We start from the raw sequence: 16,199 nt of genomic DNA on the forward strand, positions 1-16,199 counted from the left end.
TCACTCGTTGTTTAAAAATTTATTTATTAGTTTTATGATTAATTTAACCTATTGATATATAAGCTTTTTGCAATTGAAAAATTGAGAAAGTTCGTACAATAAATTAACATTTCAGTAAAAATCTATATTTTTATAATTTATTTTACTCTATATTATGAAATTTTAATTAAAAAAAGCATTTTTAGACATATTACACATTTTTCTGTTTTTTCAGTATTTCGCGCAACTTGTTCAAAGGGAGGGAATTTGCAACCCTTTCTTTTGTGAGCCATCCTCTCCTGGCCGTTCCCACTCCATATCTCATGAAGTCCATATGGATAGTGCTATGCGCATCGGTATTTACTGAGTATATTACTGGATATTTGGAGGTCAAAAGTATGTTTGTATCGTTAAGGTCAAGTCTTTGGGGCGATGCGTTTATCTCAAGCATCGTGCGCATGTCCGCACATGCTTCTGCGACTTTTGGCAGGTTGACTGGATAAGGCTCTCGCTCGTTGATCAGCCTGCCTGTTGGATGGGCCAGGACATTGACTTGGTTGGATCCTATCGCCTTCACTATCCTGCTCGTCATCTGTTCTTCGGTCATATTCGTAGAAGAATGCACTGCCGCTACAACACAGTCCATTGATTCCAGAGTTTTGTCTAGGAGGTCAAGTGAACCATCCTTTAGTATATCAACTTCTGCGCCTTTCAATATTGTGAGCTTTCCTTTTAGCCTGTCATTTAACTCATCCACCTTTGAGAAGTATTCTTCAAATTGCTTGTCGTCCATCCCATGTGCTACTTTAAGGCTTTTCGTGTGGTTAGTTGTAGCTATATATTCATACCCTTTGCGCATGGCATAATCCGCCATTTGCTCCATCGTATTTATTCCATCTGTCTCCTTGGTGTGGGTGTGCAAATCCCCTTTTATGTCCTTGAGCTCTAAAAGGTCTGGTATCTGACCCTTCTCCGCAAGCTCAATCTCTCCGCGATTCTCCCTCATCTCTGGGGGGATGTAGCTCATGCCCAACTTTTCGTATATGTCTTTTTCGTTCAGCTTTGATATCAGTTGGTCGGACCTGCCAAAAAGGCCATACTCGTTGAGCTTGTATCCTTTTCTAACAGCGATGGTCCTCACTTTTATGTTGTGGTCCCTGCTGCCTGTAAAATACTGCAGAGCAGCACCAAAGCTATCAGGATCTATTACGCGCAGGTCGCAGGTAGTGCCTATGTTTAAGGCAACTGTTGTTTTGGTTGGCCCTTTCACTATTATAGAGGTAACATCCGCCATCTTGGAGAACAGATCCATAACCTCTGTCTTGTTATCGGATAATGCCAGTATGTCTAAGTCCCCTAAAGTTTCTCTCATCCTCCTAGTAGAGCCGGCTATAACTGCTTCTTTTACCAAATTGCTTCCTTTCAAGATGGATATTATCTTTTCTGCTTCGGGCAGTCCTTCGCTTAACAGAATGCGTCCCTTATTGGACTCTGCAAGGGTTACCCCTTTTGCTATTTCACTTTCGCTCTTCTCCCCAAATCCTTGAAGATCCTTTAGTTTATGCTTTTCCAGCGCATCCTTCAACGTCGGTATATCAGTTACGCCTAACTTTTCGTATAGCTCAATTGCCTTTTTAGGCCCTATCCCCTCTATTGAAAGCAAGGATGTGAAGTCTATTGGATATTTTTTCTTTAGTTCGTCATACTCCTTTATGTGGCCTGTTGTAAGGTATTCGCTTATCTTCTCTGCCAGACCTTTCCCTATACCTGGTAGTTCCATCAATGCTTTTATACCTCCTTGCTTATATATGTCGGATATATCCTGCTGCAAGGTGCCTATGGTCAATGCCGCCCTTTTATAGGCTCTTGATTCAAAATTAGAAGTCGATGTCTTCTCTATGCCTATTATGTTTGACATCTCCTCAAAAATCTCTGATATCCTTTTATTTTCCATAATACTAATTCGAACGAAAAATTTAACTAATATTTTATTGGATTAAATTTTACTCTTAATCGTTTATATTTAAATATGTAAATTTATAAAATTCCAATGAGTGAATCTATGAATGATGAAGATCTTGACTATCTAAGCAGAGTCAATAAGCTTTACTCATTCATAATTAAAAAATATCAGGATTATATTGAAAAATCCGAAACGCGGTCAATCGCTGACATGCCCAGGCTGATAACCCCTGAAAGCGAAAGGGTGTCGGATATTGCGAGCTTTATAAAAAGCAAGTTTCCTTCCTATTTATATGAAAACGACTTTTATGGGGCAAGCATACAGGCCCTTGAGTACTTGAAGAGCAATATTAAGGAAGTTGCCATGCCAGTGCAGTTTTGGCTGAAGCCGGATGATGTAATCAATGTCGGCTTGGGTGAGGATATAGATAAAAACGTGCTGCTTTGCAGCCTTCTCGTTGCTTTGGGCAACTACTCCTCAAAGGTGCTTGTTGTATCCAATGATAACAGGAAAGAGGTTTTTGTATACTACGAGTTCAATTACAGGTTCTTTTTAATAGATATTAAAGGGAAGATTGAGCTATTTGACTCTAACAAGGACCTTTTTAGCTATGCAGGAATAGATGACAACTCTGAAGCCTATGAATTCAATAACCTATCTTACTTCAAGATAGTCTAATGGCGCCTAAGAAGGCAGAATCAGTATTTCGCTTTTACCTTTTTCATCCTTTTCCTGCTTTCCTTCCTAAGCTTTGCACGCTTCTTTGATCTATAGTAGGATTTGCCAATTTTTCTGTTTGATTCTGGTATTGTTTTCTGCATGTTAACCACTCACTTTTATCAATAATATATTTTATCTAAACACTTAAAATAGTTGCGTTGACAATTCACGCAACTTGGATTTGGATTTACCCTATTTTTATCTGGGCTTTTGCCGGCCTTTTCCTTTCGTTTTCGGAAATCTCCATCTCCAGTACCCCATTCTTGTAAGTCGAGATTATTTTTTCCGGGCTTATCAAAAATGGCAGGTTTATTTCCTTGTGGAACTTTACCTTTTCGGTATCAACATCAAATGATATCTCTGATCCGTCTACATATATATTTATGTCTGAGCTGCTCACGTTTTTCATATCCGCAACAATCGAGACGCCCTTAGGCTTCGACAGAACATCGAATATTGGCTCATTATTTGAGTATGTTGGATTATATGGATCTAATGTAATTTCGTGAGGGTAATCAGGCACATTCGCTTCTCCATTGTTGAATGTCAGCTTGCTTGAGTTAACCGCCCCGTGCTTATTGTCTTTATGGTCCATGTCATCATGATTCTTAATCTCCACCCTTATTTTAAGCTCTGGGAGGCCGGGATTTATGTCTTTTTCCTCTTCTGCTGCGAATAGGTATCTGAACTCGTTTATGATATTGTTGAGCGTATCCGGATTCTCCTTTATCATGTCTTTTAAGGCATTAAGGTATTCAGGGTTTGACTTTAGCATTTCATTGAGGGTTTTAATAAGATCATTTAAAGAATCTGGATTGTTTAGGTCTATTGACCAACTTTTCTTTTTGGGCATCGCCATCACCACATTAGGTTATTATTTGGTGATATATAAATAACTTTCCACAACAGGTTTGTAAGGGCATACCTATAGTATTTTTGCTTAGAACTGTACTGGCTCTACATCCAGTTGCTTATTCCTTTCTGGTTTAAAGACCCCTTTGCTTTAGAGAGCAATTCTGCATATCTCCTGATCCTATCCTCTGAGAATTCGTGTTTCCTGCACATGAAATCAACTATTCCACCGACATCGGGTTTTAGTGAATTCAGATTGCTTATATCTAAATCACTCAATTCCTTCACTTCTGGGTTCAGGAACAGGTTTTCAACTTCATTGACATCAAATTCAAATTCTAGCTTATACTTTGACTTGATATATTCTATTACTTGGTCTAGTGATTCGCATTGCTTGACTATCTTCACTGCCGTCTTTGGACCAATGCCTTTTATCCCTTTGTTGAAGTCCGTGCCAAGCATTATCCCTACCCATATTAGCTGCCTCCTGCTTATACCTATGGAGCTTAGTGTTTCGTCAAGATTTACAAGCTCGGTATTCACGTTTATGTAGATGTTCTTCTTTGGCAGCTTCCTTTTGCCTGATATCGCTATGTTCCTGACTATGTTCCTGGCACCGAAAAGCAATGTGTCATAATCTTGGCTTACTGCGGAGAATACCAGACCTTTCATGGATAGGTAGCTCGCTTCTGCTTCTCCTTCGCTCGGTGCATTTATGTAGCCTATGCCCATCAGGCTTAAAAGCTCCTTTGAAGATGCTACTATCTCCTTGTTTATCCTGGTACTTCTCTCAGCATAGGAATGTGCTTCTTCCACATTTCCTTTCTCTACCGCCTCCTGCCATGCTTTATATGCCTCGTTCCTTTTCTGGATCCTTGCCTCTATTGTTTTCTGCTTTAGCATTGATGGTATCCCATCGTAAACGTATATCGGTTTTATTCCGTGCTGTATAAGCTCTATCGTGCGGTAGAATAGCCCTGAAAGGTGGCTTGTCACATTGCCATTGGAGTCGGCCAACGGGGTGCCGTCCGGCTGCCTTATTATGGATAAGAACTGGTAGATTGTATTGTATGCATCAATGGCTACGGTCCTGTCCTTCAAGTCGTCTAGGTTTATAACCTTCTTTACAATCAACTTGCTTAGATCAACTGACATTCAAACCGCTTGCTTTCAATCTTTCTTTTTTATGTAGTCTTCCAATGTCGACGCCTTTGACTTTGGCAGTGCTACTTTTTCTATTTTGGCACGCTTTGACATTGTGAGCTTTATTCCAAGCGTCTTCTCAAGCTTGCCTACCAATTCCTGTGGAGGTGTTGTTTTATCTTCTATAACCCTCTTTAGATAGCTCTCCTGCTCGCTTATCATCTCAGCCAGTACCTTCAATGGCAGCTTCTCCCTTTCCAATGCCTGCCTTATTTTCTCACCGTAATTATCTACAAGCTCGATATCGTCTTCGGCAGGCTGCTCTCTCTTATAGTCTGATGCAAAATACGAAGGCTTTGGGGATTTTGGGATGTCAAGCTGCTCCTTTCCTATTATTTTCTTTCCTGCTGCACACTTGGAGCAAACTCTTAAACTTACGCCTTCAACTTCTATCGTGTATACTATATCTGATATAGGCTTGCCGCATAGTTCACATTCTTCCATTTTATCCACCAGCTTAACTGCTTATGGATATTATTTGCTTTTAGATTATATAAACCTATTTGTGGACGTTTAAAGAATCAGGGTATAATTTATATGCTATAGAGATTGGATAGGAATTCTGAGCTAGCTGGCTTGCTTTTATTGGCTGAAGGGTCGTACAATTTAGGCTTTACACCAGTTATTACGGAAACCACTTTGACCTGATCTCCAAGATCATTGGACAGTCTGGCGCCGAATATGACATTTGCCTTGTTGTCCATTCCTTCTGTCACTCCCTCTCCTAATCTGGTGGCATCCGCTATTGTAAGGTCCGGGCCTCCAGTTACATGCACCAAGGCACTCCTTGCGTTCTCCAATTCTGCATTGAGAAGAGGATGCTCTTTGTTGGAACGAATCGCTTTTTCAACCCTGTCTACACCTGAGCCGTAACCTATGCTTATCAATGCTGTACCACTATTTCCAAGAACGCTTTTTAAGTCGGCGAAATCGAGATTTATAAGGCTTGGCAGGCTTATCGTATCCGTTATGCCTTTTACTGAATTCAATATTACATTATCCACTATGCCAAGTGCTTTGTCAATTGGAAGGTTTGGGGCATAGCTCAACAGCTTCTCATTCTCAATTATTATCGTTGAATCTGAATTCTTGGAGAGCTTTTCTATTGACGCATCCGCACTTATTCTCCTGCTCCTTTCTAAGTGGAACGGGTAGGTGACAAAGGAAACTACAAGCGAACCTTGTTCTTTGCCTAATTTTGCCAGATATGGTATTGTCCCGCTTCCGGTTCCACCTCCCATTCCCGCAATCAAAAACAGTATATCGTACCCCTTTATCGCTGATCTTACCTCGTCTTCGCTTGATTCGGCAGCTTTCAGTGCTACTTCAGGGAACCCGCCTGCACCCAATCCGCGGGTTATGCTCTTGCCCAAGAGCAGCTTCTTCTGGGCATTTATTATGCTTAGGTGCTTTATGTCCGTATTCATTGCTATCGTATCCGCGCTCTTGATGCCTGCATTGAATAGATGGTTGATTGCATTGCTGCCCATCCCTCCAAGACCTACGATTCCTATCTTGGCTGAAAGGTCATCAATTCTATCATCTGCAGGCATCAAAGTTCACCTTTTCATCCTATCATTTCCAGGTCGGAGTAAGGGTCGCTTGCAGATTCTCTCTGCTTTGTATCAAGCTTCCCTATTATGCTGGAACCCTTGACTCCCGTAACTATTGCGACAATTTCTATTCCATCATCAAATCCTGGAATTATCCTTGCGCCGAACTTTACGTTTGCCTTAGGATCCATCCTCTCGGTTATTATCTCTCCAGCCTTTGTAGCATCTCCCAATGATAGCGAAGATCCGCCAGATACGTGTATTATTGCACCTCCTGCGCCTTCAAAGTCTACGTCAAGAAGCTTGTTCTTCAGTACGCTCTCTGCAGCGAGATTCACCTTGTCCGTGCCTCTTCCTGTTCCTATTGCTATGAAGCCTACATCGCCATGGCCCATTATAGATCTTACATCTGCAAAGTCTATGTTTATCATGCTTGGCTGTGTTATGGTCCATACCAGTCCTCCTATCGCTTTTGCTATTACCTCATCCGCCAATGCAAAAGCCTTATCCATAGGCAGATTTGGGACAAGCTGCACTAACCTGTTGTTGTCCAGTATTATGACGCTGTCGCTGTATTTCCTAAGCTCCTGGATTCCTTCTTCAGCCTTTACTTTCCTTACTCTTTCAAGATTGAAAGGATAAGTGACCATTGATATTACAATTGCCCCCTGGTCCTTTGCTATCTGTGCAGCTACTGGAAGTGCACCTGTAGCGGTTCCTCCTCCCATTCCTCCGCACAGGAATACCAACTGCGCATCCTGGAATTCCTTTTCTATCAAGGACCTATCGACTTCTGCAGCCTTCTTTCCTACTGCTGGATCACCGCCTGCACCCAATCCGCGGGTTATGCTCTTGCCTATCATTACCTTTCTAATGCGGTCATCAATTATCTTAAAATGCTGAGAATCTGTATTGAATGATACAAATTCAGTGCCTTTAACTCCAGCTTTTATAAGCCTGTTTACACTGTTTGCACCTCCTCCACCAAACCCTGCAGTAACAATCTTTATCTCTGAAGAACTGAATTCATCAGAAACTGCACCCTTATCTGCATTGTCGTCTCCCACACTTGCGTTCCCACCTAGAAGGTCACTTACCAAATCTGTCATTTTATCGCCAGATTAAAATGTGATAGATAGATATTAAAATCTTTACTCTTTCACATTATACTAAACAATTAGGTTTTTATCTCGTGGATCAAAATTTCTTGATAGTTACTTTGGAATTTTGAATGAATTAATTATATAACCAGATTTATTCATAACGACAATAAGATTGTAGTTGGACAGGTTTGAGCTGTAATTGAGCAGCCAAATGTTCCGGTAATATGCCTTAGGCTGCGTTAAGTTTAGGTTGCTATAGAACTTCGCAGACGCCGTTATGTTTTTTAAGCCGTAATCTGTTATGTAGCTGTTGAGGTCTGACGTGTTTTCTATATAGGCGCATGTTAATGCCACAGGGCCCATCGTTATATCGGAATATGGTGTTTCACAGGTTTGATTTCCATATATGGAGCAATCGCTTGAGTAAACGCTTATCACTGTGGGCACCAAAGTGACAGCTGGATAGTTGTAAGACTCTATCTCTAGGGTAGGGCATACGGAATTTGAGTAGTTTATCAGCCTTAATGTTATATCCCAGCTATCATTCGCAAGCTTTGATTTTGTTATGTTCATTATCGTGATATTGGAATTGGGATTTTCCAGCTTAATGTCCTTTGTCACAATCGATAGGGCTTCATTCTCTGTAATATAATTGGGTTTTACCTTGACAAAATAGCTGTGTACTATGAATATTATTGCAATCACCGCTATCAGTATAATAGCCATGACCATTACTTTGAGAATTATGTCCATAATCCTATATTAGTAGATAAAATTTAAAAATTAGTTGAAATTATCAACCGAATAGGAATCCCACTCCAGCATTGGCATTTGATTCTTCCTCGTTCAGCCTTTTTATCACTATTCCCCCTTTTTCGGCATCTGCACGCTTTATTGTCTTGAATTTTCTCTTGAACATGTCTTCTGCCCTGTCCAAAAATTCTTCGTTTGCTTTTATGTAAAGGTAGTATTTGTCGTCTTCAAAACCATAGTAGGAACTCTCCTTTAGCTCGCATTGCTCCCTAGCAAATATGGTATTGAGATCCTTATCTGTCTTTATTTTCTCCAATGCCTCTGCCCTTTTCTTGTTTAACTCCTCTGCCTGCTGCTTGAATTCTGGATGCTTCTCCAAGTAGTCCTCTTTGTTCCATTGCTCAGGAATAGGTGGTATAAGGGTATTGTCAAGGTAAGGATCATATGAGAGCAATTTGGACAAAGATTCGACTTCTTCCTTGTCTACCGAATACACTCTTTCAGTCATGCTCACTCATCCAGAAGTTTTGCGTTTATGAATCCTTCCCTTCCAGGGCGATTCAAGACTACAGCTTTTCCGACGTCTGTGTTTATTATTGTGCCTTTTGTTATAGTATTCAGCCTAGCAAAGTTTCTGTTATCTTTGGATTCTACAACGACTTTTATCTTTGCTTTCTTGTACCCCTCTTTGGTAAGTACGTTTGCTGTTGCTGCTTTCTTCAGCTTTGATGTGATCTTTCCCCCTCTGCCCCTGTAATTGACTCTGACATCCTCTTCAGACATCTTTGTAGATATAAAATAGTTTCCTATCTCGTACCTCTTTTTGTCCCTAAACTTTACTTTGCGCTTTCCGCTGCCTGTGCGTATTGTTTTTGACTTCGAATGCATCTGCTTGCTAAGTAAACTCATTTTATCACTAAATTAAGAATTTTATAAGGTAAATTCTACAGCCTGTAAAAATAATGCAATAAATGTTTTGGTGGGAAATTATAAATATCTTTCACTTAGGATAAGCTTAAATTTTAAAATGTAAATATTCTTGTGTGAATTTATGGCTACTATAGACGATTTGAAGAAGATCGAACTCAGGGTTGGGACAATTGTGGATGTTGAGGTTCATGAAAAGGCAATCAAGCCTATATACAAGCTTAAGGTTGATTTAGGAGAACTTGGCATAAGGGAAATTGCCGCTGGAATAAGAGACAAGTACAGCAAGGAGGATTTGGTAAACAAGCAGATTATCGTGGTGGCTAATTTAGAGCCTAAGGATATAGCGGGATTTGTTTCGAATGGGATGCTGCTTGCTGCGGAAGATGATGAAAATATATCCCTTTTGACTCCCGATAGAAAGATGAAGCCAGGAAGCAAGATAAGGTAAGGGGTTTTTAGGAATTCTTATCTCTTCTTTGCCGTTTTTGTGAAAAACTTGTCAATCATAATGTTTATCGATCTTTCTGCGCTTTCCCTCTTATAATCGTTGATTATCTCGTAATCGCACTTTATCTTATTCAGCTCCGTTTCAGTAGAATCATTTGATTCTGTTGTGGTTGGCTTCCTTCCATAAAGCCTCTTGTATATATTGTCCCTGGCATCTTTGCTGCTCCTTATCTTTACCGTTATTGTGTTAGGGAAATTCCTTTTTATCTCACTATACTCGTGCAAAAATCTTAAATCGTCTATTATGAACGGCTCCAAGTTCCTCCTTTTTATCTTGTTAACCGCGTAATTTATCCAGACCATCTTGTCTATATCGCGCATCTTTGCTCCTAGAACCTGCAGGAGCCTTCTGTTTTTCTTTTTCATTCCAAAAAGGTCCCTTGCAAGCCTTTTTATCTCATCCGCTATAGAGAGCTTATGTGCCTTTATATTGCGCCTTTTCAGCTCCTGCACCAGTAGTTTTGACATATAGGTTTTACCGGATGCGAAAGGGCCGACAAACGCTATATTTACAGTACCATAAGATTTCTTCAATCTGCATCACTAGTAATATTTAAAATTTTTATATTTTATAGCTATCGCTTGTAAGTTCAATGCTTTATCTGGCTGCTAATGATATGAAAAACTCTTGTGCTCCATTCAAAATAAGTTTTTATACAATAGATAGCTTGCCGTAGGGATTATGTATTATTTGGACTAAATGTGAATCCCAACGCTAAAGTAAGCAAGCCTTAAACTGCTTTTAACAAAAATAATAAAAATAGGATTAAAAATTTCACTTTCCTCCTTTCATCTGATTCAAAAAGTCTTTCATCTTGCTTTTATCTGAAAGTGTGTTAAAGACTTTATTATAATCGCTTATGATTTCATCCAATTGCTTGGTTATATTTTCATTTATCTCGGAATTGGATTTGCTGATCTTGTCATTGAATTCTTTTATTTTGTTGTCAACTCCTTTTATCCCTAGGGACTGCATATCATTTGACTGAACTGACAGTTTTTCAGTTTCCTTATAGGCTTGCCTGAATTTATTATATATGGAATCTGTAAGGTGCTTAACACTGTAATATTCCTTTTGTCCTTCGTAAGATTCGACTAGCTTATCCCTTTTGTTCAAAAGGTCTGTTATCTTATTTTCCTGGTCCTTCTTATACTCCTTAGGTAGATGATATGTCAATAGATCTGCTGTTTCTTCATTTAGTTTTTCATTTTTTGATTTGAATATTCCCACCATGTTATCACAATTATATCTATCCCTATTTATATATTTAATAATTCGCATTTGATGGGAACTGTTCATAGATTATTACCGTTTTTGTAATAGCGGTTTATTTTTATTTTGGGCAATTTTTATTGTGATTTGTTGCAACATGCCAAAAATTTACCTTATTCCGGATTTGTTCTGCTTCTCGTTTTTGTATATGCTTAGTATTTCGTTAATTCTGGAATCTATCTCAGACCAGTGTGAACCTCTCCAGTAGGTTTTTCCGCATTTGGGGCACTTGTAAAATTTATCGTACGCATCCAGTGAATTTTTAGGTATTTTATCGCTTTCAAGGCTGGCCTTGTTTATCCTTATAAGTCTGGCTCCGCAAGAAGTGCATAGGCTGCCCGCTTTGATCCTGCTTGCATCTATGTCCATGCGCTTTAGAACATATGCTACTTGGTGGTTCAGGTCAATATTGGAAGGCACGCATATTGCTTTTACCCTTATCTTCTCTGCCCTCCGTGAAAACTCGACATCGCTTGTCAATAGCACAGGGTGCCGATAGCGCTTTATATAATTAAGTATCTGGGTGTCGTCAATATACTTGGCGTCGTTAACCTTTATTCCAAGCAGTCTCATCCATCGGGCAACCTTTGCCATCATTATATCTGCCACTATGTTAAGCCTGTATAGTGGGACGGGTTGGGATTCATGCATAATTAGGTTTTGTATATATTGTTATTTATATCTAAACCTTATTTATACATGCCCGTTCCATAGATCTTTGGGATTTTTAGTACATTTGGTTTGCCTAATTAGAGGCATTGAAAAAGCATAATAAGTTTAATCTGAAAAGTTAATTCAGATGATAAAGTCTATAGATTTGAAGAATTGGAAGGTCCACAGTGATACCCATCTTGATTTTGACAAAGGGGTAAACATACTCATAGGTATAATGGGTGCAGGGAAAAGCTCAATAGTTGATGCGATATCATTTGGCTTGTTCGGCACATTCCCTGCTCTAAATTCGGGCAGGGTGAAGCTTGACAATTTGATATCGAATTCCGCCAATGTAAACGAAGCCTCCGTAAAACTGGAATTTGATATAGACAATAACAGTTATACAGTTACAAGGAAAATAAAGAGGGAAAAGGGGGCAGATGCATTGCTGGAAAAGAATGGGAAATTCCTGCAGACACAGCCTAAAAGAGTCAATGAAGAGATAGAGTCGTTGCTCAAATTGAACTACGACACCTTTATTAAGGCAATATATGCTGAGCAGAACAAGCTCGACTATTTTTTGGACATACGCAAAGGCGAGAGAAAGAAAAGCATAGATGAGATGCTTGGGCTTGACCGTTTCACCAATGTGGATGAAAATGCGACCTCAGTAATAGGTATGATAAACCGCATAATCAAGGAAGATGAACAGCTAATAGGCAATATAGATGTCAGATCGATAAAACAGCAGATAGAGGACTTGTCGGTGAAGAAGCAGGATATTTTAGGAGAGATAGGCTCTTACAAATCCGAATTTGGAAAGCTTAGTTTAGAAGTTGAGAAATATGCAAATTCGCTCAAGGAGATGAAGGAAAAGAGATTGAAGAAGTTGAAACTGAAAGAGGAAATGGCAAGCATATCGTCAAAAATCAATACCCTTAAGGCAGAGATGGAAAAAATCAGTGTACCTATGCAAAAGGAGGAACTGGAGAACAATTACCTGATTGCAAAAAATAAGTTTGAATCGCTGTCTGCTGATTTAGAGAAGTCTAGGAAACAGCAGATGGACCTTGCGAGGGATATTGCAACCGCCAAATCAGATTTTGAGGCAAACAGCAAAAAGCTTAAGGAGAATGAGGAAATATTACTTAAAGTAAAAGAATTTGAGAAGCTTGATCTCGATAAGGCAATAGCTGAGGCTGAGGATAGAATAAACAAGGAGAATCTTGAGATTGCATCTGATGAAGGAAGCGTTAAGGAGCTTTCAAAGTGGGTGGCCGAACTTTCAAAAGATATAAGCAAATGCCCTGTATGTGACAGGGAGATTGGCACTGACCTTAGGCTAAAGCTCCTTGAAGAAAAAAACAGCTCAATAGCAGATTACAAATCGAAGATATTATTGCACAAGAATGAACTGAACGCATTAAAGGAAAAGTTCAATGCTTTCAATGAGGATAAAAGAAAGCTTGACATATTGAGGGGAAAACTTGAGGATATTGATAAGATTAAGCAGATAATTGATCTTCTATCTTCAAAGAGTCAGAACTTGAAATCGCAGTATGAGTTAGTGGCAAAAACTGTAGAGGGATATAATTCAAATAGAGAGCAGGCAAGGGAGGATGTCAATAAGATTGAAAAATATATAGAGGACTTGAAGAGGCAGGAAACCTTAAAAAAGTCAATAGATACAGAGAATAAGGCTCTCAAGGAAAAGAATGGGGAATTCCAATCGATAGATATATCTGAAGACAGGATAGAGAATTTACAGAACGAATACAACAACCTTTACTCAAAGCGCAATGAGATAAAGATAAGGTATGAGACAGGCAAAAAGCGCTACGATGACATACTTCTGCAGATAGCCGATAAGATAAATCAGGTAAACAGGGTTGAGGAAAGCGAAGAAAGGGTAAGCAGCAGAAAGCGCCTTGTTTCTTCGTTGGAAAAATTCAGGACCGCGCTCAAGGAAACGGAATCTGGTTTAAGGAACCGGCTTGTTTCCTCAGTAAATGATGTTATGGCAGACTTATGGCCCAAGATCTATCCTTATGGTGACTATGAATACATAATGCTCAATACGTATAAAGATGACTATCTGCTTGAAGGTATTGTAAATATAAATGGGAAAAAGGAAAAAGTTTCGATTGACTCATTTGCAAGCGGAGGTGAAAGGAGCACAGCAAGCCTTGCTCTCAGGATTGCATTGGGAATGGTCATAGTTCCGAACCTAAAATGGATAATACTTGATGAGCCGACGCATAATTTGGATGCTGCAGGGATAAGCAGGCTCGTATCCGTTTTTAGTGAAACACTGCCAGATATAGTAGAGCAGATTTTCATAATAACGCATGATGACAGCTTAAAGCAGGTACATCCGGCGAAAATATATATGGTTGAAAGGGACAAGGAAGCAAGAGCACCTGCTGCCATATCTGAATTATAACCGGCAATTGCATTGTTATACCGGAGTTTGGCCGGCCAATGTTGGATTAACCTCTAAATGCAGCAATTGGAGGCTTGCTTAAATGGCTTAATGACAGGCCGCTTCCCACAGATGATGCCAGATATGCAAATCCGAATAGCAGCATCATAAGCATCATTGCTATTGCTATGATTACAATGCCTGTCACAACCATACCTCCGAATGCACGCCAGGGGTCCATCTTCATCTGCCTGCCCATCACAATCGATACTACTGCTATGCCCCATATTGAAAGCGCTATTGATGCAGCTATTGAAACTATTGGTATGAATACAAGGAAGAAAAATATCACTATCAGAAGGTTTCCATACATGAAGCTTACAAGGACCTCTTCATAGCTGCCTTTCCATATCTTCAATGCAAGATCGGCAAAAATATAGTATATTGCAGCATATATAATCAGGCTCAATGGAATTATTACCAAAATAGCTATGATTGCATATGCAGAGTTCAATGCACCTCCTATAAAACCTGCAGCGATTGCACTTCTGTGCCTGAGAATAAAACTGAAAGGCCCGAATAGATATCCAGCCGCGAACCCGATTACAACGGCTATTATCAATGGTATAATTGAAGCCTTGTAGTATGTGGACATTATCTGGCTGAAAGATTTATGCTTGGAGTTTATTTTTGGATTTATGACTGAGTTAACCGCGGAGATAAATTCATTTTTAAAAAGCATATGGTCACTTATATCAGAAAAATACCAAATATTCAAACTCTAGATTATTTGGCTTCATCCTTGAGCTCCTCTTTGATGTATTCCATGAACACCTGCTCTGGCTGTGCACCTTCAAAGTAGCTCTTGTCATTAATGACTATCCTTGGGACTGCCATCACTTTGTATTTTGTTGACATCTCTTCAAACTCCGATGCCTCTATCATGCTGCTTGTTATCATAGGGTTTTCTATTGCAAGCTGATGTGCTGTCCTTACCGCCCTTGGGCACCATGGGCAGGTAGGGGTGACAAATACCTTTATATCTATGGGCTTGCTTACCTCTTTGAGCTCTGCCTTTGTCTTTTCAGAAAGCCTTGTAGTTCCATTTGAGACGTCTACTATATCCTCAAGCAGGGATGCAAACTCGTATCCTGCAGGTATGCCGAAGTAGTAAAGGTTGTATATCTTCTTCCCTCCAAGCACCAATGCGGGAACCTGGTCATTTATTTTAAGGAACTTCCTCTCTTTCTCTGTGGATTCGTCTGCGGCATTATATTTTGTAAGCTTTAATTTTGGGCTCAGGCCTACAAGGTCTTCGAGCAGCTCCGTCATCTCGGAACAGTAGGGGCAAACCTTCTTGTCAGAGTCGTAGAAGTACATTATGTTGACGTCTCCTTTCAATTCTTTGCTAAATTTCTCAGTTATTGCCTTTTTGTCATCATCTTTAAGTTTTACCATTTGCTCACCATTTTATAAAATAAGTTATTTTTATTTTGTATTTTCGAATATTTAATATTAACTGTGTTTTGTTGGTAGCTAGTTACTTGGAATTATTCGGAATAATTAAGGAAAAGATGCAGAGGTGATGCAAATCGCATTTAAAAGTTACATGCTTGATTTTTTGACTTAGCTTTGCAATATTTACAGATATTAATAAATACCTTAACATAAGAATTTATTATAACTCAAATTCTTAAAGATTATTAGGTGTAAAAAATGGCAAGATTAAGACCTGCAAGGACAGTTAGAGATATAAGTTCTCAACCATGGGCTAGATATTCGCAGAAAAAACCGAAGAAAAATTATATAAGGGCACTACCTCATACAAGCCTTCTTGTATTCAATATGGGAGTTGACAAGGAAAATTATGACCTGAAGGTTACCTTAAATACCACATATCCAATACAACTAAGGTCAAATGCGCTTGAAGCAGCAAGGCAGATAATAAACAAGTACCTTGAAATAAAGATACCTGGAGGATATTACTTCAAAGTGCTTGTATATCCACACAACGTTATAAGAGAACACAAGATGGCTACGGGTGCAGGAGCAGACAGAATATCACAGGGAATGAGCCATGCATTTGGGAAGCCTATTGGATTGGCCGCAAGATTGATAAGGGGACAGCCAGTCTTTATGATAAAGACAACAAAGCAGAACATGCCTATAATAAGAGAGGCATTTGATAGGGCAAGATCAAAGCTTTCAGGACAGTATAAGGTCGTAATAGCGTCCTAATTCTATTTCTGTTTTTGAATTTTACTTTATATTAAAGAATTTTGCAGTG

At 39.4% G+C, this 16,199-nt stretch carries 19 protein-coding genes; 4 read left to right on the top strand and 15 right to left on the bottom strand.

Annotation, left to right across the window (positions count from 1 at the left end):
- Positions 1–190: 190 nt before the first annotated feature.
- On the bottom strand, positions 191–1,933 hold the full coding sequence (polX, locus tag Mia14_RS03815; protein ID WP_088820329.1) for a DNA polymerase/3'-5' exonuclease PolX: 1,743 nt from the start codon (positions 1,931–1,933) through the stop codon (positions 191–193).
- A gap of 108 nt (positions 1,934–2,041) precedes the next feature.
- On the opposite strand from polX, the gene Mia14_RS03820 reads away from it, so the two are divergent.
- On the top strand, positions 2,042–2,620 hold the full coding sequence (locus Mia14_RS03820; protein ID WP_088820330.1) for a hypothetical protein: 579 nt from the start codon (positions 2,042–2,044) through the stop codon (positions 2,618–2,620).
- 20 nt (positions 2,621–2,640) lie between these two features.
- Here Mia14_RS03820 and Mia14_RS05230 read toward each other — a convergent pair whose 3' ends face one another.
- The 9 genes from Mia14_RS05230 to Mia14_RS03860 form a co-directional block, all read right to left on the bottom strand.
- Entirely contained in the window at positions 2,641–2,763 is a 123-nt protein-coding gene (locus tag Mia14_RS05230; RefSeq protein ID WP_269799404.1) for a hypothetical protein, read from the bottom strand.
- Between the two features lie 86 nt (positions 2,764–2,849).
- A complete protein-coding gene (locus tag Mia14_RS03825) occupies positions 2,850–3,515 on the bottom strand; it encodes an Hsp20/alpha crystallin family protein (RefSeq protein ID WP_157891458.1) in 666 nt (221 codons plus the stop codon).
- 104 nt (positions 3,516–3,619) lie between these two features.
- Positions 3,620–4,669 (bottom strand): flap endonuclease-1, encoded by a 1,050-nt coding sequence (fen, locus tag Mia14_RS03830; RefSeq protein WP_088820332.1) that lies wholly within the window; start codon positions 4,667–4,669, stop codon positions 3,620–3,622.
- Positions 4,670–4,684: 15 nt separating this feature from the next.
- Positions 4,685–5,161: a helix-turn-helix domain-containing protein gene (locus Mia14_RS03835; protein ID WP_088820333.1), complete on the bottom strand. Its 477-nt coding sequence runs from the start codon at positions 5,159–5,161 to the stop codon at positions 4,685–4,687.
- Positions 5,162–5,250: 89 nt separating this feature from the next.
- Positions 5,251–6,270 carry a cell division protein FtsZ gene (gene ftsZ / locus Mia14_RS03840; protein ID WP_088820334.1) on the bottom strand — a complete coding sequence of 340 codons (1,020 nt, stop codon included), beginning with the start codon at positions 6,268–6,270 and terminating at the stop codon, positions 5,251–5,253.
- A gap of 14 nt (positions 6,271–6,284) precedes the next feature.
- Positions 6,285–7,379 (bottom strand): cell division protein FtsZ, encoded by a 1,095-nt coding sequence (gene ftsZ / locus Mia14_RS03845; protein ID WP_088820335.1) that lies wholly within the window; start codon positions 7,377–7,379, stop codon positions 6,285–6,287.
- Positions 7,380–7,484: 105 nt separating this feature from the next.
- Positions 7,485–8,099 carry a hypothetical protein gene (locus Mia14_RS03850; protein WP_088820336.1) on the bottom strand — a complete coding sequence of 205 codons (615 nt, stop codon included), beginning with the start codon at positions 8,097–8,099 and terminating at the stop codon, positions 7,485–7,487.
- A gap of 70 nt (positions 8,100–8,169) precedes the next feature.
- Positions 8,170–8,634: a hypothetical protein gene (locus Mia14_RS03855; protein ID WP_088820337.1), complete on the bottom strand. Its 465-nt coding sequence runs from the start codon at positions 8,632–8,634 to the stop codon at positions 8,170–8,172.
- A 2-nt stretch (positions 8,635–8,636) separates the two neighbouring features.
- Positions 8,637–9,035: a 30S ribosomal protein S8e gene (locus tag Mia14_RS03860; RefSeq protein WP_088820338.1), complete on the bottom strand. Its 399-nt coding sequence runs from the start codon at positions 9,033–9,035 to the stop codon at positions 8,637–8,639.
- Between the two features lie 142 nt (positions 9,036–9,177).
- Here Mia14_RS03860 and Mia14_RS03865 point away from each other — a divergent pair, with 142 nt between their 5' ends.
- On the top strand, positions 9,178–9,504 hold the full coding sequence (locus Mia14_RS03865) for a tRNA-binding protein (RefSeq protein WP_088820339.1): 327 nt from the start codon (positions 9,178–9,180) through the stop codon (positions 9,502–9,504).
- Positions 9,505–9,521: 17 nt separating this feature from the next.
- Here the strand turns inward: Mia14_RS03865 and Mia14_RS03870 are convergent, their stop codons facing one another.
- The 3 genes from Mia14_RS03870 to Mia14_RS03880 form a co-directional block, all read right to left on the bottom strand.
- A complete protein-coding gene (locus Mia14_RS03870; RefSeq protein WP_088820340.1) occupies positions 9,522–10,097 on the bottom strand; it encodes a nucleoside/nucleotide kinase family protein in 576 nt (191 codons plus the stop codon).
- A 241-nt stretch (positions 10,098–10,338) separates the two neighbouring features.
- Positions 10,339–10,797 carry a hypothetical protein gene (locus tag Mia14_RS03875; RefSeq protein WP_088820341.1) on the bottom strand — a complete coding sequence of 153 codons (459 nt, stop codon included), beginning with the start codon at positions 10,795–10,797 and terminating at the stop codon, positions 10,339–10,341.
- Between the two features lie 147 nt (positions 10,798–10,944).
- Complete coding sequence (locus Mia14_RS03880) at positions 10,945–11,487, bottom strand: Mut7-C RNAse domain-containing protein (RefSeq protein ID WP_088820342.1); 543 nt, start codon at positions 11,485–11,487, stop codon at positions 10,945–10,947.
- A gap of 148 nt (positions 11,488–11,635) precedes the next feature.
- Here Mia14_RS03880 and Mia14_RS03885 point away from each other — a divergent pair, with 148 nt between their 5' ends.
- Positions 11,636–13,933 carry an AAA family ATPase gene (locus Mia14_RS03885; protein ID WP_088820343.1) on the top strand — a complete coding sequence of 766 codons (2,298 nt, stop codon included), beginning with the start codon at positions 11,636–11,638 and terminating at the stop codon, positions 13,931–13,933.
- Between the two features lie 46 nt (positions 13,934–13,979).
- Here Mia14_RS03885 and Mia14_RS03890 read toward each other — a convergent pair whose 3' ends face one another.
- Positions 13,980–14,654: a hypothetical protein gene (locus Mia14_RS03890; protein WP_088820344.1), complete on the bottom strand. Its 675-nt coding sequence runs from the start codon at positions 14,652–14,654 to the stop codon at positions 13,980–13,982.
- Between the two features lie 44 nt (positions 14,655–14,698).
- Positions 14,699–15,370: a protein disulfide oxidoreductase gene (pdo, locus tag Mia14_RS03895; protein ID WP_088820345.1), complete on the bottom strand. Its 672-nt coding sequence runs from the start codon at positions 15,368–15,370 to the stop codon at positions 14,699–14,701.
- Between the two features lie 258 nt (positions 15,371–15,628).
- On the opposite strand from pdo, the gene Mia14_RS03900 reads away from it, so the two are divergent.
- Positions 15,629–16,150, top strand: a complete 522-nt coding sequence (locus Mia14_RS03900) for a 50S ribosomal protein L16 (RefSeq protein ID WP_088820346.1) — start codon at positions 15,629–15,631, stop codon at positions 16,148–16,150.
- The last annotated feature ends 49 nt before the right edge of the window (positions 16,151–16,199 follow it).

It is taken from the genome of Candidatus Mancarchaeum acidiphilum, assembly GCF_002214165.1.
In the GTDB taxonomy this organism is placed as follows: Archaea; Micrarchaeota; Micrarchaeia; order Micrarchaeales; family Micrarchaeaceae; genus Mancarchaeum; species Mancarchaeum acidiphilum.

Excerpts from the sequence above, each read along its gene's own strand:
- polX (WP_088820329.1), bottom strand. The coding sequence starts at position 1,933 with ATGGAAAATAAAAGGATATCAGAGATTTTTGAGGAGATGTCAAACATA.
- Mia14_RS03820 (WP_088820330.1), top strand. The coding sequence starts at position 2,042 with ATGAATGATGAAGATCTTGACTATCTAAGCAGAGTCAATAAGCTTTAC.
- Mia14_RS05230 (WP_269799404.1), bottom strand. The coding sequence starts at position 2,763 with ATGCAGAAAACAATACCAGAATCAAACAGAAAAATTGGCAAATCCTAC.
- Mia14_RS03825 (WP_157891458.1), bottom strand. The coding sequence starts at position 3,515 with ATGCCCAAAAAGAAAAGTTGGTCAATAGACCTAAACAATCCAGATTCT.
- fen (WP_088820332.1), bottom strand. The coding sequence starts at position 4,669 with ATGTCAGTTGATCTAAGCAAGTTGATTGTAAAGAAGGTTATAAACCTA.
- Mia14_RS03835 (WP_088820333.1), bottom strand. The coding sequence starts at position 5,161 with ATGGAAGAATGTGAACTATGCGGCAAGCCTATATCAGATATAGTATAC.
- ftsZ (WP_088820334.1), bottom strand. The coding sequence starts at position 6,270 with ATGCCTGCAGATGATAGAATTGATGACCTTTCAGCCAAGATAGGAATC.
- ftsZ (WP_088820335.1), bottom strand. The coding sequence starts at position 7,379 with ATGACAGATTTGGTAAGTGACCTTCTAGGTGGGAACGCAAGTGTGGGA.
- Mia14_RS03850 (WP_088820336.1), bottom strand. The coding sequence starts at position 8,099 with ATGGCTATTATACTGATAGCGGTGATTGCAATAATATTCATAGTACAC.
- Mia14_RS03855 (WP_088820337.1), bottom strand. The coding sequence starts at position 8,634 with ATGACTGAAAGAGTGTATTCGGTAGACAAGGAAGAAGTCGAATCTTTG.
- Mia14_RS03860 (WP_088820338.1), bottom strand. The coding sequence starts at position 9,035 with ATGAGTTTACTTAGCAAGCAGATGCATTCGAAGTCAAAAACAATACGC.
- Mia14_RS03865 (WP_088820339.1), top strand. The coding sequence starts at position 9,178 with ATGGCTACTATAGACGATTTGAAGAAGATCGAACTCAGGGTTGGGACA.
- Mia14_RS03875 (WP_088820341.1), bottom strand. The coding sequence starts at position 10,797 with ATGGTGGGAATATTCAAATCAAAAAATGAAAAACTAAATGAAGAAACA.
- Mia14_RS03880 (WP_088820342.1), bottom strand. The coding sequence starts at position 11,487 with ATGCATGAATCCCAACCCGTCCCACTATACAGGCTTAACATAGTGGCA.
- Mia14_RS03885 (WP_088820343.1), top strand. The coding sequence starts at position 11,636 with ATGATAAAGTCTATAGATTTGAAGAATTGGAAGGTCCACAGTGATACC.
- Mia14_RS03890 (WP_088820344.1), bottom strand. The coding sequence starts at position 14,654 with ATGCTTTTTAAAAATGAATTTATCTCCGCGGTTAACTCAGTCATAAAT.
- pdo (WP_088820345.1), bottom strand. The coding sequence starts at position 15,370 with ATGGTAAAACTTAAAGATGATGACAAAAAGGCAATAACTGAGAAATTT.
- Mia14_RS03900 (WP_088820346.1), top strand. The coding sequence starts at position 15,629 with ATGGCAAGATTAAGACCTGCAAGGACAGTTAGAGATATAAGTTCTCAA.